This window comes from Embleya sp. NBC_00888 (genome assembly GCF_045207655.1).
Classification (GTDB): domain Bacteria; phylum Actinomycetota; class Actinomycetes; order Streptomycetales; family Streptomycetaceae; genus Embleya.
Genome location: NZ_CP108784.1, coordinates 3,927,007 through 3,939,660 on the forward strand (window position 1 = coordinate 3,927,007; position 12,654 = coordinate 3,939,660).

A 12,654-nucleotide genomic window follows, 5' to 3' on the forward strand; every position below is an offset into this window, starting at 1 on the left:
TTGTGCCTTACGCCACAAGGCAACTGACGAGTCATCAGATGTGACGAAGGACCCCCTCTCCTTTGATTGACGCAAGGAAATCGGGTGACGTAGCGTCACAGACCCGACGCCCCAAGACACCTGCGAGGAAGTCCACCATGGGCCAGATCGACGCAGCGAGCACGAAGCCGGCGGATCCCGCGGCCATCGCCCTGCCGGAGGGTGAGGGCATCGTCGAGGCCGCCACGTTCCGGCACGTCCTCGGCCACTTCGCCAGCGGCGTCACGGTGATCACCGCGCTCGACGGCGACACCCCGGTCGGCTTCGCCTGCCAGTCGTTCGCGTCGCTCTCGCTGGACCCGCCGCTGGTGACCTTCTTCGTGGCGAAGACCTCCACCACGTGGCCGCGGATCCGACCGGGCGGCCGGTTCTGCGTGAACGTGCTCGCCGAGGACCAGGAGCAGCTCTGCCGCGGCTTCGCGGTCAGCGGCGCGGACAAGTTCGCCGGCGTCGCGCACAGCCCCGCGCCGACCGGCTCGCCGAAGCTGGACGACGTGCTCGCGTGGATCGACTGCACGCTGGAGAGCGTGGTCGACGGCGGCGACCACGAGATCGTGATCGGCCGGGTCCAGGCCCTGGACGCGCCGCGGATGGAGTGCGCCCCGCTGCTGTTCTACAAGGGCCGGTTCGGCCACCCCAGCAACAACGCGTAGCCCCGATCCGGACCCGGGCGCCGGCGCCGCGGATCCGGATCGGTACACGCGTACCCGCTCAGTGCGCGCCGGCTCCGGTCAGCGCCCTGACCTCGAGTTCGGCGAACTTGCGGTCATCGTCGTCGTCGCGACGGCGTCGCGCGGACATCGCGCCGATCGCGGCACACGCGAAGCCGACCGGGATGGAGATGATCCCCGGGTTCTCCAGCGGAATCGGTGCCGGGGTCGTACAACTGAACAACGCCGTCGCGTTGCCCACGTCCTTGCGATCCTTCGAGACGTCACAGTCGGCCGCCTGCTTCGCGGTGAGCTGCTTGATCGCCGGTTTGGTGTCGGACGCCCCGCCCCAGCAGATCGGCGACAGCGCCACCACCAGGACCGAGGTGACCAGGCCGCCGTAGATGCCGAACACCGCGCCGCGCGTGTTGAAGTTCTTCCAGAACAGCGAGAACACGATCGCGGGCAGGTTGGCGGACGCCGCGATGGCGAACGCGAGCGCGACCAGGAACGCCACGTTCAACTCGCGGGCGAACACCGACAGCACGATCGCCGCCGTGCCGATCACGAAGGCCGCGATCCGCGCGACCTTGACCTCCTCGGCGTCGGTGGTGCGGCCCTTGCGGAACACGTTCGCGTACAGGTCGTGCGCGAACGACGAGGACGAGGCCAGCGTCAGGCCGGCCACCACGGCGAGGATGGTCGCGAAGGCCACCGCGGCGATGAAGGCGAGCATCAGCGCGCCGCCGGTGGTCCCCGCGCCGCCGCCCAGGTGTTCGGCCAGCCGGGTCGCGGCCGTGTTGCCGCTCGGGTCGGCCTTCTTGATCTCCTTGCTGCCGATCAGGGCGGCCGCGCCGAAGCCCAGGATCAGCGTCATCAGGTAGAACACCCCGATGATGCCGATCGCCCAGGTCACCGAGCGGCGCGCGACGCGCGCGTTGGGCACGGTGTAGAAGCGCACCAGGATGTGCGGCAGGCCGGCCGTACCGAGCACCAGCGCGAGCCCGAGCGAGATCAGGTCGATCTTCGACCAGCCGTCCGTGGCACCGTACTTGAGCCCCGGTTGCAGGAACGACTCACCCGAACCGGACTTGCTCGCCGCGGTGCCGAGCAGGTCGGCGACATTGAAGTCGAACTTCGCCAGCACCCAGACGCACATCACGAACGCGCCCACCATGAGCAGCAGGGCCTTGACGATCTGCACCCAGGAGGTGCCCTTCATGCCGCCGACGGTGACGTACACGATCATCAGCGCGCCCACCGCGGCGATGACCGAGATCTGCGCGACGTCGCTCTTGACGTCGAGCAGGAGCGAGACCACCGACGCCGCGCCGACCATCTGGGCCAGCAGGTAGAAGATGGACACGACGATCGTGGACACGCTCGCGGCCATCCGGACCGGGCGTTCGCGCATGCGGTTGGCGAGTACGTCCGCCATCGTGTACCGGCCGGAGTTGCGCATCGGTTCGGCGACCAGGAGCAGGGCCACCAACCACGCGACCAGGAAGCCGATCGAGTACAGGAAGCCGTCGTAGCCGGACAGCGCCAGGATGCCCGCGATGCCGAGGAAGGACGCGGCCGACATGTAGTCGCCGCCGATCGCCAGTCCGTTCTGGAGCGAGGTGAACGAGCGGCCACCGGCGTAGAAGTCGGCCGCCGTACGGTTTCTGCGACTCGCCCAGAAGGTGATGCCGAGCGTGACCGCGACCAGCACGGCGAACATCGCGAAGGTCCAGCCTCGGTTGCTGGACTCCGCGGCGAGTTCGAGAGAAAGGTTCACGCTTCGAGTTCCTCTCGCAGTTCGGTGGCGACGGGGTCGAGTCGGGTGCGCGCGAATCGCGAATAGGCCCAGGCGATCAGGAACGTCGAGACGAACTGGAGCAGGCCGAACACGAGAGCGACATTGATGTGGTCGATCAGTTCCTTGGCCATGAAGTCACGCGCGTAGGCGGACATGACCACGTACAACAGGAACCACGCGAGGAACGCGGCGGTGACCGGGAAGATGAAGGATCGCTGGCGCTTCTTGAGTGCCCCGAATCTCGGATCCTGCTCCATTTCCAGATATCCGGTGCGGTCGTCCACGTACGGGGTGCGCTGCCCCGGAACGGACGCCTTGCCGGCGGCCGGTGCCGCCCTCTTCCTGGTCGCCGGATCGGGCTCGGGGGGACGATCGTGCGTGTCATCGTGCGGAGTCGGCATGGGGCGGTAGGGCTCCTCTCCAGCGGACACCCCGCGCGTGGCCCGAGGCGCCGATCGGGTACCTGACCGCGGTCCGTGGGACCTGGGGCCGCAGCGGAGCGAGTTTAGAGGCGCCGCCGGGACGCGCGGAACCTATCCGATCAACTGAAAGCGGGACTGACTGGTTACGCGGATAACCCACGAATTCCTACTGCCCACGGAATTGACCGAAACTGCCCGCGAGTTCACCGCATTCGACCGAACCACCTTCTAGGCCGCCCGAGTTGGTTCGATGCGACCAACCATCGCCACATCCGAAACAACCCGATCACCGACACTTCGAGCCGGGCCCGCGCCCCACGCCGAATCCGTTGTCAAGATCGAAATGTTGTCGATTGGCGCTCGGGAAGGGCGACTTCGGCGATCCGGTCACCCCTCGAAGCACCGCTCAGCCGGCGAGTCTCAGCCCCACCACCACCGACTTGCCACACCCGTGGCGCGGCACCACCGCCCAGGCGGCGGTGAGCGCACTCACCAGGAGAAGCCCGCGTCCTCCGCATTCCCTCGGACCGGGCGAGGCGAGTGCGGGCAGGGCCGTGCCGGGGTCGGAGACGGCGAGCCAGCAGTAGCCGTCGGCGGGCCAGAGCACGAGTTCGATCGGGCAGCCGTGGGCCGGGCAAGTGCCGTACAGCAGCGCGTTCGTGACGAGCTCGGACGTCACCAACACGAGTTCGTCGGCGAGTTCGGGGCGACAACCGCGCGGCAGTGCGCCCATCACGGCGCGCCGGGCGCGCCGCACGGAGGTGGGATCGGCGGGAAAGCTCCAGTGCGACGGGATGACCGGGATCGCAGGGACGGCAGGGATGGCGGGCGCCGGTTCACCGGCGGGGCAGAGGGATCCGGGCATGGGCAACTCCTGGGCAGCGCGGGCTGGATGGGCGCTTACGCGGTGAACGCGTCGCGCTACGGCGCCGGTGGCCTACCTCCCCGAGCGCGAACACACCCGTCCCGAGACAGGCGGGCATGCTCGCGCGGTGCACTTCCGGCATCGCTTTGCGTAGGTGGTTCGACACCGAGCGTAGAACATGGCGGGGTAAATTTGCCACGCAATCGAGACTATTGAGCCGCCTCTTGGTGTGTGCGCATGGTTGGGCGGCAGACTGCCTCTGACGGCGGGCGAAAGGAACCGGCATGGCCCCCAGGACGGTGCTTACCGAACGACAGAGGCGCTTGGGGAGTGAACTGCGACGGATCCGAACCTCGGCAGGTATGTCCGCCGAGTACGCGGCAGGCCTGCTGGGCGTGGACCGGGGCAAGATCTCCAACATGGAGTCGGGCTCACGTTCGATCAGTGCCGACCGGCTGCGCACGTTGGTATGCAACTGCGAGTGCACCGACGAGCGGTACATCGAGGCGTTGATCGAGATGGCACAGCCGGACGTCAAGGGTTGGTGGGACCGCTACCGGGGGACGTTGCCCCAAAGCCTTCTGGACATTGCCGAGTTGGAAGCTTCCGCGATGGGGATGCGAGTGGCGAACACCGTGCACATCCCCGGACTGCTCCAGACGCCCGACCACGCCCTCGCGGTCTTCCGGGTAGCCGTGCCCACGCTCCCGGACCACGAAGTCGGGCTCCGACTCGCCCTCCGCGCAGAACGGCAACAGGTCCTCGTCCAAGACGATCCGCCCACGTATCGAGCCGTCATCCACGAAGCGGCACTTCGGATGCAGTTCGGCGGCAGGGCGATCGCGCGGGCCCAACTGGAACACCTGATCGGCATGTCCGAGCGACCGAACGTCACACTGCTGGTCATCCCCTACGAAGCAGGAGCCTTCCCCGGCGCGGGTCAAAGCGTCCTCTACGCCGAGGGTCCGGTGCCACTACTCGACACCGTTCAGGTCGACAGCTCGCACGGGCCTGCGTTCATGTGGGCCGAGAACCAGTTGGCCAAGTACCGAGCACAACTGAACTGGCTGGAAGACCTCGCCCTGCCCACCGATCAGTCCTGCGATTTCATCCACCGAATCGCCCGCCACCTGTGAGGAAAACTCCTATGCACGGCATCACTTGGGAAGACCCCTTCTGCGCCGAGGGCAACTCGTGCTTTCGCCTCGGTACAGACGCGAACGGCAACGGATACATCGCGGTCGCGGGACATGAAGACGCTTGCGTCAAGGACTCCCTCGAAGCCCTCCGCGTCCTCATCCGAGACATCAAGGCGGGCAAGGCCGACCACCTGCTCTAGGCCCAGGCGCCCGCCAGTAAGTCACGAGAGGTCACCCACACCATCGCTCGCCGACTCTGAAGGAGTTTCAATGCAGGACATCGCATGGGAAGCCCCGTTCTGCGGTGAGGGCAACAACTGCTTCCGCCTGGGCACCGACGCCGAAGGGAACGCCTACATCGCCGTCGCCGGACACGAGGACGAGTACGTCACCGACACCATGGACGCCCTCCGCACCCTCATCCGCGACATCAAAGCCGGCAAGGCCGACCACCTGCTGTAGCCCACCGGACAAACGGGTATCACCCATCACGGCAGCTGTCGCGACCTCACGACGCCAACTCATGTGCGCACACCGTCACTTCAGGAGCACCCATGCCTGACATCGCCTGGGACGAACCCTTCTGCCAGGACTCCGGAAACTGCTTCCGGCTCGGCACAGACGCGGACGGCAACGGCTACATCGCCGTCGCCGGACACGAAGACGAGTACGTCACCGACACCATGGACGCCCTCCGCACCCTCATCCGCGACATCAAAGCCGGTCGGGCCGACCATCTGCTTTAGGTCCCTGCGGACTTGCCGGACCGCGCCGTGCAACCGAGCGCGCCTGCGGGTGGGCTCGGGCCCGCGTGCGGCGGCGCGACTGCCGTCCGGCGCTGCCACCCGGGTCGGCTACTTCCCGATTCGTAGGCTTTCCTCCCGTATGGCGGACGGCAGTTGCCGCGATCACGATCGCCATGCGAATGCGCATTCGTCATCGTCGTACGAATCGGCCGCATCCGGGCGCGACGAGCCCGCACCGGCCGCATCGGAAAGTGGTTCAACGTCAACTTCCCCTTGTCGTCATGCACTTGCCAAATCCCCTTTAGGCTTCGGCCAACGAAGTGGGTCACGGCCGACCGGAAGGGTTTCTCGCGGGGTCGCACGCCGGGCCTTTTTAGACAATGAGAGCAGGTATGACACATTTAACTGAACAGACGGACGGCGCCACACCCGGGCCCGGCCGACTGCGGTCGGCTTTGCGCGTGCGCCGCTCCGTGGGCGGCCTCGCGGCGCTCGCCATAGTGTTCGGCGGTTTCGCGCTGGGCGCGGGGCCGGCATATCCGCAGACGGACGACGGCTCCGTAACGGTCCGGGTGGTGCGGGCCGTGGACACCACCGGCGTGTGGAGTCCCGCCCTGGAACCGGGCATGGGCGGCGTCACGGTGACCCTCACCAACGACGCCGGCGTCAAGGTCACCGGGGTGACGGCCGCCGACGGCACGGTCACGCTGGCGCCCGGCACGGCGCGGACGACCGCGGGCAAGTACCGGGTCCAGGTGGTGAATCCGAAGCCGGGGGTGTTGTTCCCGGCATTCGCCTCGCGGCAGGGCCTGGACGGCGCGCCGAACCAGCTCAGCAGCAACGAGGAGTTCGTCGACCTCGGCGACGGAAAGCACGTCGCGTACACGACGGGCCTGTGGAGCCCCGGCGACTACTGCCAGAAGAACGCGCCGCTGGCCACCGCGTGCCAACCCTCGACGAACGAACCGACGTCCACGCGGACGTTGGTGACGTTTCCCTACAGCGCGCGCGGCGTCAACACGAACGTGACGAACGTGGCCACGAACGCCGAGACCGGCAACCTTTACGGCATCGGCTGGAGCAAGCCCGAAAAGCGGCTGTTCAGCTCGGCGCTGGCCAAGCGCGACACGGCGTATGGCCCCGGCGGCGCGGGCGGGATCTACGTCACGGACGTCGCCGACAAGAAGACGTCGCTGTTCACCACCGTCCCGGACGCCGGAACTTCGGCGCACGGCGTGGGCACCAGTGACAACGCCTTCCTCGCCGCCCCCGGCAAGGAGAGCCTGGGCGACATCGAGGTCTCCGACGACGGCCGCGACCTGTTCGTGGTCAACCTCAACAACCGCAAGCTGTACCGCTACGACGCCGCTCTGCCGACCGCCACGGCACCGGTGGCCTCGTACGCCATCCCGGACCCCGGCTGCCCCGCACCGGGCGACTGGCGTCCGTTCGGCCTGGGCCTGCAGGACGGCATCGGATACGTCGGCGGCGTCTGCTCGGGCGAGTCGACCGGGAAGCTCTCGGACATGCGCGCCGTGGTCCTGACCTTCGACCCGAAAACCGGGGATTTCGGCACGGCCGTGCTGAACCAGCCCCTGGACTACCCGCGCAAGTACACGCTCAACACGACTTGCCCGGGGGCGGGTTGGTTCCCCTGGACGAACACGTTCCCGACGCAGCAGAACGGGCAGACGTGCGTCGGCGGCATGGCCAACCCCGAACCCGAGTTGGCCGACATCGTCTTCGAGACCGACGGCTCGATGCTGCTGGCCTTCCGTGACCGGTTCGGCGACCGCGTCACGGCGTTTCCGCGGCCCGGAGACCCCCCGACGCAGCTCCCGGTGGTGGCCGGTGGCGACCTGAACAAGGCGTGCCTCTCCGGCGGCAAGTACGTCATGGACACGAACAACGGCTGCGGGTTCACGACGCGAGGAACCAGGTTCTTCCATGTGGGCACCATCGGGGAGGCCCATCCGAACTCGGCCTACGCCGGCATCGGGCTCTCGAAGGTGGAGGAGTTCGTCGCGACCGCCGGAGTGGATCCTGTCGACACCCCGGTGGGCGCCGGCGTGATGTTCACCAAGCGGGATGGCACGCGGCAGCCCGGTTCGGGGCTGCGCATGAACCCCGAAGGCGGCCCGGCCTCCTTCGGCAAGGGCGCCTCGATGGGCGACCTGGAGGTGCTCTGCGACCAGGCGCCGCTCCAGATCGGAAACCGGGTCTGGTACGACCCCGAGCGCAAGGGCATCCAGAGCCCGGGTCAGCGTCCGGTGTCCGGCGCCACCGTCAACCTCTACGACGAGTCCGGCAAGGTGGTCGGGACGGCGAAGACGACGGCGCGCGGTGAGTACTACTTCGACGATTCGAACGTGACCGGCGGTCTGAAGCCGAAGACCAAGTACACCATCCGGATCGACAACCCGGCCGACTACGCGCCGAACGGGCCGCTGTACCAGTGGGTGCCGACCGACGAGGGGGTCGGCGACAACCGCTTCGTGGACTCCAAGGGCATCGTCCCGCAGGGCGGACGTTATCCGGAACGGGCGCTGACCACCGGCGGACCGGGCGAGAACGATCACACGTTCGACTTCGGATTCCGTCTCCAGGAGGGTTCGGTGCGTCTGGTCAAACACGACCAGGACGACAAACCGCTGGCCGGAGCGAAGTTCGTGCTCTGGCGGGACAGCAACGGGACCGAGGGATTGCAGCCCGAGGGGGCGACTCCCGACACGAAGGTCGGCGAGCCGTGCACGACCGGGACCGATGGCGGCTGCAAACGCGACGTGGTCCCCGGGACGTACTACTGGCAGGAAGTCAGCCCTCCCGATGGCTACGCCCCGCCGGACAAACCGGTACTCGGCCCGCTGGTGCTGAACGCGCAGAACCTCGACGCCGGAGTCTCCGTGACGGCGGTCAACCGAAAGCTGCCCACCACACCGCCGACAACGAGCACGCCGACGCCATCGGGTACACCGACCACGCCGGGCACCTCGGGTGGCAGCGGCGGGGGCTCGTCTTCGCCCCTGGCGCGCACCGGCCTGAACGGCGGCCTCCCCTTGGCCTTGGCCGGCTCTGCGGTGTTGATCGCCCTCGGCGGCGGGGCACTCGTGCTCTTCCGTAGGCGCGAAGCCCGGCAGCGGTAACTCCGGGCACGGTGATCGGCGGCCGATGCCGGCTGCCGACCGTTGATCGCCGACAGAGATGGATCGGGCGGGTTCGCGGACCGATGGTCCGCGAACCCGCCCGAATCTTTGACCGATGCAAGGAAAGGCATCTGCATGGCCCGGAAGAAGAGCGGCGGCCGCCCGCCGCGGCGAAGGCTCTGGTTCGCGGCCCTGACAGTGGTCGCGCTGTGCGGGACCACGGCGGGTGGGCTGGCCGTCCACCGGGCGCTCTCCGACGGCGGCGAGCCGGACCGGGCGGTGACCGTCGACGAGGCGTCCCGCCTGGCAGCGTCGCGGCTGACGTTGTATCAGGCCAGTCCGGTCGCGGTGACCCTCACCGCCGCCGAAGGCGGGGATGTCGCGATCCGGGTCGAGGGGATCGTGGACTACCGCACCCACCGGGCCGTGGGCGGCTACCAGGTCACCGGAAGCGCCGGCCGACTCGACCGCGGCCTGATCGTCTGGGACGGCGCCGGCCTGGGACTGGCGCCGGTACCGGAAGGCGTCGACGGGCCACCGTGGCAGCAGGCCGAGCACATCCCCCGCCAGGGCTGGTCGTCGCGCGCCTACACCGCGGATCCGCTGGACTCCGGGCTCCGGCTGCTGATCCAGCTCGGCGCGGACCGGCCCGACAATCCGATGTTGCTCGCGCAGTCCGGGGCGCGATGGCTGGGCCGCGACCGCATCCAGGGTCGGAACTACGACAGGTTCTCCGGTCCGCGCGCCCAGGACGCCGCGCGCGGCACGGCGACCGACGGCACACTCTCGCCGCTGACGTACTGGGTCGACGACGACGGCGGACTGCGGCGGGCGACGATGCGCATGCCGGGCCTGGGCACCCCGACGACAGTCGAGATCACCGGACGCGACGACAAGGCGCGCATGCCCGAAGCGCCGTGGGTCGCCGGTTGAGCCGGCCGCGCCGAAGCCGGCCGGGCTCCCCGACCACCTGAACGGGCTACGGGACATGGCAACCGAGCTGCGGAGCAGCCTTGTCGGCCCCCTTCCGCGCCGGTGCACACCGACCAGGCTCAGCGTGGTTGCGGTATCGCGGTGGCGTCGGTCGGCAGGGCGTAGCGGTCGGGATCGACCGGTCCGGGCAGGTCCGTCGCCGGCCGGCCGGGCACCGTGGGGTCGGGCATCGAAGGTTGGGCGGGCGGGGCGGGCACGGCGTGGAACGCAACGCCGGGCGGCGGCTGGACCGGGACGGCTCGCCCCGCCGGGACGGTCCGGCGTGGGGTGATGCCGCACCCGGCGAGATCCTCCAGGCCGTTCGGGCTCTGTGTCGCGGGCGAGTTGCCGGTGAAGCAGTTGCCGGGGTCGGCCGCGGCCGTCACCAGGTCGGTGCCGTTGTCCGTGACGCGGTTGCCCTCGACGCGGTTGCCGACGGCCGGATGCCCGGCCGGGTCGGTGACGACGACCCCGGCCGAGCGATTGCCCCGGATGAGGTTGCGCGCGATGTGGTTCTCCTGGCCGCCACCGATCCCGATGCCGATCCCGAAGCCTCCGTCGGCCTGTTCGGGCGTGTCCGACGCGTTGTTGTCGGTGATCACGTTGCCGGCGATCACCGCGCCGTGCTGAGGCGCGAGCGCCTCCAAGTCGTTGGAATTCACCGTGATTCCGACGCGGTTGCCGACGACGCGGTTGCCGAGCACCGACAAGCCCTCCGAGGCGTTGGTGATTTCGATGCCGACCGCGTTGCGCTCCACCGTGTTGCCACGCACCAGCGTGTCGCACGGCTTGCACTGGCCGACGTAGATTCCGGAATCGGCCTGCCCGGACGTGTAGGACTCCTCGATGACGCCGCCGCGCGCGTCGAAGGCGTAGATGCCGTAGAGCCCGTTGTTGTACGCCGTCACCTTGGTGGCCCGGAACCCCTGCACCATCGGGAAGCGCGCGGTGTCCAGCGGGTTGTACGCCGAGCCGCCCGCGCCTCGCTGTTGCAGTCGCTCGTCGGTGACGCCGGTGAACAAGACGCCGTTGGCGAGATAACCGCGGACGGTGAGGTTCTCCACCACCGAGCCGGCGCCGGTGACCGTGATGCCGTTGGCGAGCCGCACACCGCCGTCGAAGACCACCGCGTTGCGGTCCATGCCGCGCAACACCACGCGCGGCGTGGTGACCCGCACGCTCTCGCGGTACACGCCGGGGCCGACCAGCACCGAGTCACCCTCACGAGCGGCGTCCACCGCCTTCTGCACCGTGCGGAAGTCCTGCGGCACACGGAGCACGGTCCCGGCCGGGTGCCGCTCGGCGGACGTCTTGGAATCCGTCGACGAGCAGCCCGCGACCGCCGGCGCGACACAGACGAGCACCAGCGACAGGTACCGCAGCGTTGTCGTCCGCAGGACGGCAGGCCGGGATATGCGACGAGGCAACGAGCGGTTGGGAGACAGGAGTTGCATGACAGGTGTTCTATCGTCTGCAATATCGCCCATGCATACCGAACCGAGAAGTCCGCAGGAACGGGCGCGACCTGCCACATCCGGTTTGGGACGCAGGGCCCTCCTCGCGACCGGAGCGGCGCTGGCCGCAGCGGTCGGCGCGGCGGCGGAGCCGGTGCCGGACAACGTTCGGGCACAGCGCCGCGGCACCGCGTCCGGCGCCCCGCCGGCGACAACGGCGATCGACTTTCACGGCCCGCGGCAAGCCGGTGTGACGGGGCCCCAGTTACCTGCCACGCAGATGCTGTCCCTGGATCTTCCGCCGACGTCCGCCACCGCGGACCGCGAGACCCTTCGCAACGTCCTCGCAGCGCTGACCCGCACCCTCTCCACCGCGGCCGCAGGCACTCTGCCGGACCCGCGCCTTCGGACCGGTGAGACGACCCGACTCGCCTGTGTCGTGGGCGTCGGCACCGCACTCGCGTCCCGGCTCGGCCTGAACGTACCCGCCGAACTGGCCGACCTGCCGCCCTTCCCCGGTGATCGCCTGGATGCGGCACGCGGCAACGGCGACGTGCTGCTCCAGTTGTGCGCGGCCGATCGCTGGACGCCGACCGTCGTCGCCGAACTGGCCGCCGCCGCCGCGCAGTCCGCCGGCGCCGTCTCGCGCTGGACCCAATCCGGATTCCTGCCCCACACAGCACCGGGCATCACCCCGCGGAACCTCTTCGGGTTCAAGGACGGCACCGCCAACCCCGACGACACGGCCGCCGTGCGCTGGGTCTGGGGCCCGCCGGGAGCCCACCGGAACGGAACCATCCTGGTCTACCGCAGAATCCACATGGACGTCGCCGGCTTCGCGGCAGTCCCCGAGGACCGGCAGAACAGGATCATCGGCCGCCGCGCCGGCGACGGCGTCCCGCTCACCGGCACCGCCGAGCACGACGATCCGGACATCTACGCCAAGCACCCCGACGGCTCCTACGTCATTCCCGTGACGTCCCACGTCCGCCTCAGCAGCCCCCGCCTCGACGGAGGCGCCCGAATGCTCCGCCGAAGCTACAACTACGACGACGGCCCGAACGACCGCGGCCTGCTGTTCTGCGCCTTCATGCGCGACCCTGCTCTCTTCACCCGCGTCCAGAACCGCATGGCCGCACGCGACGCGCTGATCCCCTTCATCGAACATCGGGCCTCGGCCGTGGCCTACATACTCCCGGGCATCAATCCGGGCGGAACCCTGGGCGAACAACTCTGGACGTGAGAGCAGGTCCCCGTCCGGGAACAGGCGGATACCGACGCCTGGGCACCGATGCCGAAGGGAACGCCTACATCGCCGTCGCCGGACACGAAGACGAATGCGTCACCGACACCATGGACGCCCTCCGCACCCTCATCCGCGACATCAAAGCCGGCAAGGCCGGCCACCTGCTGTAGCCCACAA

At 68.9% G+C, this 12,654-nt stretch carries 13 protein-coding genes; 9 read left to right on the forward strand and 4 right to left on the reverse strand.

Going from position 1 to position 12,654, the window contains the following annotated elements:
* The first annotated feature begins 137 nt into the window (after positions 1 to 137).
* The gene (locus tag OG948_RS16220; protein WP_406297249.1) at positions 138 to 692 is read left to right on the forward strand and encodes a flavin reductase family protein; all 555 of its coding nucleotides are present in this window, start codon (positions 138 to 140) and stop codon (positions 690 to 692) included.
* Between the two features lie 58 nt (positions 693 to 750).
* Here the strand turns inward: OG948_RS16220 and OG948_RS16225 are convergent, their stop codons facing one another.
* From OG948_RS16225 to OG948_RS16235, 3 genes are all read right to left on the reverse strand, one after another.
* Positions 751 to 2,412 (reverse strand): cation acetate symporter, encoded by a 1,662-nt coding sequence (locus OG948_RS16225; protein ID WP_406300272.1) that lies wholly within the window; start codon positions 2,410 to 2,412, stop codon positions 751 to 753.
* A gap of 53 nt (positions 2,413 to 2,465) precedes the next feature.
* Entirely contained in the window at positions 2,466 to 2,891 is a 426-nt protein-coding gene (locus tag OG948_RS16230) for a DUF485 domain-containing protein (protein ID WP_406297250.1), read from the reverse strand.
* A 427-nt stretch (positions 2,892 to 3,318) separates the two neighbouring features.
* Positions 3,319 to 3,777, reverse strand: coding sequence for an ATP-binding protein (locus OG948_RS16235; protein ID WP_406297251.1), 459 nt, complete (start codon positions 3,775 to 3,777; stop codon positions 3,319 to 3,321).
* Between the two features lie 284 nt (positions 3,778 to 4,061).
* Here OG948_RS16235 and OG948_RS16240 point away from each other — a divergent pair, with 284 nt between their 5' ends.
* From OG948_RS16240 to OG948_RS16265, 6 genes are all read left to right on the forward strand, one after another.
* Positions 4,062 to 4,913, forward strand: a complete 852-nt coding sequence (locus OG948_RS16240) for a helix-turn-helix domain-containing protein (RefSeq protein WP_406297253.1) — start codon at positions 4,062 to 4,064, stop codon at positions 4,911 to 4,913.
* Positions 4,914 to 4,924: 11 nt separating this feature from the next.
* Positions 4,925 to 5,116 (forward strand): hypothetical protein, encoded by a 192-nt coding sequence (locus OG948_RS16245; protein WP_406297254.1) that lies wholly within the window; start codon positions 4,925 to 4,927, stop codon positions 5,114 to 5,116.
* A 70-nt stretch (positions 5,117 to 5,186) separates the two neighbouring features.
* On the forward strand, positions 5,187 to 5,378 hold the full coding sequence (locus OG948_RS16250) for a hypothetical protein (protein WP_406297256.1): 192 nt from the start codon (positions 5,187 to 5,189) through the stop codon (positions 5,376 to 5,378).
* 92 nt (positions 5,379 to 5,470) lie between these two features.
* Positions 5,471 to 5,662, forward strand: a complete 192-nt coding sequence (locus tag OG948_RS16255) for a hypothetical protein (protein WP_406297257.1) — start codon at positions 5,471 to 5,473, stop codon at positions 5,660 to 5,662.
* 380 nt (positions 5,663 to 6,042) lie between these two features.
* The gene (locus OG948_RS16260; protein ID WP_406297258.1) at positions 6,043 to 8,805 is read left to right on the forward strand and encodes an SdrD B-like domain-containing protein; all 2,763 of its coding nucleotides are present in this window, start codon (positions 6,043 to 6,045) and stop codon (positions 8,803 to 8,805) included.
* A gap of 135 nt (positions 8,806 to 8,940) precedes the next feature.
* Positions 8,941 to 9,738, forward strand: a complete 798-nt coding sequence (locus OG948_RS16265) for a hypothetical protein (protein ID WP_406297259.1) — start codon at positions 8,941 to 8,943, stop codon at positions 9,736 to 9,738.
* Positions 9,739 to 9,857: 119 nt separating this feature from the next.
* Here the strand turns inward: OG948_RS16265 and OG948_RS16270 are convergent, their stop codons facing one another.
* Positions 9,858 to 11,231, reverse strand: coding sequence for a right-handed parallel beta-helix repeat-containing protein (locus tag OG948_RS16270; protein WP_406297260.1), 1,374 nt, complete (start codon positions 11,229 to 11,231; stop codon positions 9,858 to 9,860).
* 85 nt (positions 11,232 to 11,316) lie between these two features.
* Here OG948_RS16270 and OG948_RS16275 point away from each other — a divergent pair, with 85 nt between their 5' ends.
* Together OG948_RS16275 and OG948_RS16280 are read left to right on the forward strand one after the other, a co-directional pair.
* Complete coding sequence (locus tag OG948_RS16275) at positions 11,317 to 12,474, forward strand: Dyp-type peroxidase (RefSeq protein WP_406297261.1); 1,158 nt, start codon at positions 11,317 to 11,319, stop codon at positions 12,472 to 12,474.
* On the forward strand, positions 12,471 to 12,647 hold the full coding sequence (locus tag OG948_RS16280) for a hypothetical protein (protein ID WP_406297262.1): 177 nt from the start codon (positions 12,471 to 12,473) through the stop codon (positions 12,645 to 12,647). Before OG948_RS16275 ends, OG948_RS16280 begins: the two co-directional genes overlap by 4 nt.
* The last annotated feature ends 7 nt before the right edge of the window (positions 12,648 to 12,654 follow it).

Coding starts and splice junctions, on each gene's coding strand:
- OG948_RS16245 (WP_406297254.1), top strand. CDS start 4,925: ATGCACGGCATCACTTGGGAAGACCCCTTCTGCGCCGAGGGCAACTCG.
- OG948_RS16260 (WP_406297258.1), top strand. CDS start 6,043: ATGAGAGCAGGTATGACACATTTAACTGAACAGACGGACGGCGCCACA.
- OG948_RS16220 (WP_406297249.1), top strand. CDS start 138: ATGGGCCAGATCGACGCAGCGAGCACGAAGCCGGCGGATCCCGCGGCC.
- OG948_RS16250 (WP_406297256.1), top strand. CDS start 5,187: ATGCAGGACATCGCATGGGAAGCCCCGTTCTGCGGTGAGGGCAACAAC.
- OG948_RS16255 (WP_406297257.1), top strand. CDS start 5,471: ATGCCTGACATCGCCTGGGACGAACCCTTCTGCCAGGACTCCGGAAAC.
- OG948_RS16235 (WP_406297251.1), bottom strand. CDS start 3,777: ATGCCCGGATCCCTCTGCCCCGCCGGTGAACCGGCGCCCGCCATCCCT.
- OG948_RS16230 (WP_406297250.1), bottom strand. CDS start 2,891: ATGCCGACTCCGCACGATGACACGCACGATCGTCCCCCCGAGCCCGAT.
- OG948_RS16270 (WP_406297260.1), bottom strand. CDS start 11,231: ATGCAACTCCTGTCTCCCAACCGCTCGTTGCCTCGTCGCATATCCCGG.
- OG948_RS16265 (WP_406297259.1), top strand. CDS start 8,941: ATGGCCCGGAAGAAGAGCGGCGGCCGCCCGCCGCGGCGAAGGCTCTGG.
- OG948_RS16240 (WP_406297253.1), top strand. CDS start 4,062: ATGGCCCCCAGGACGGTGCTTACCGAACGACAGAGGCGCTTGGGGAGT.
- OG948_RS16225 (WP_406300272.1), bottom strand. CDS start 2,412: ATGTTCGCCGTGCTGGTCGCGGTCACGCTCGGCATCACCTTCTGGGCG.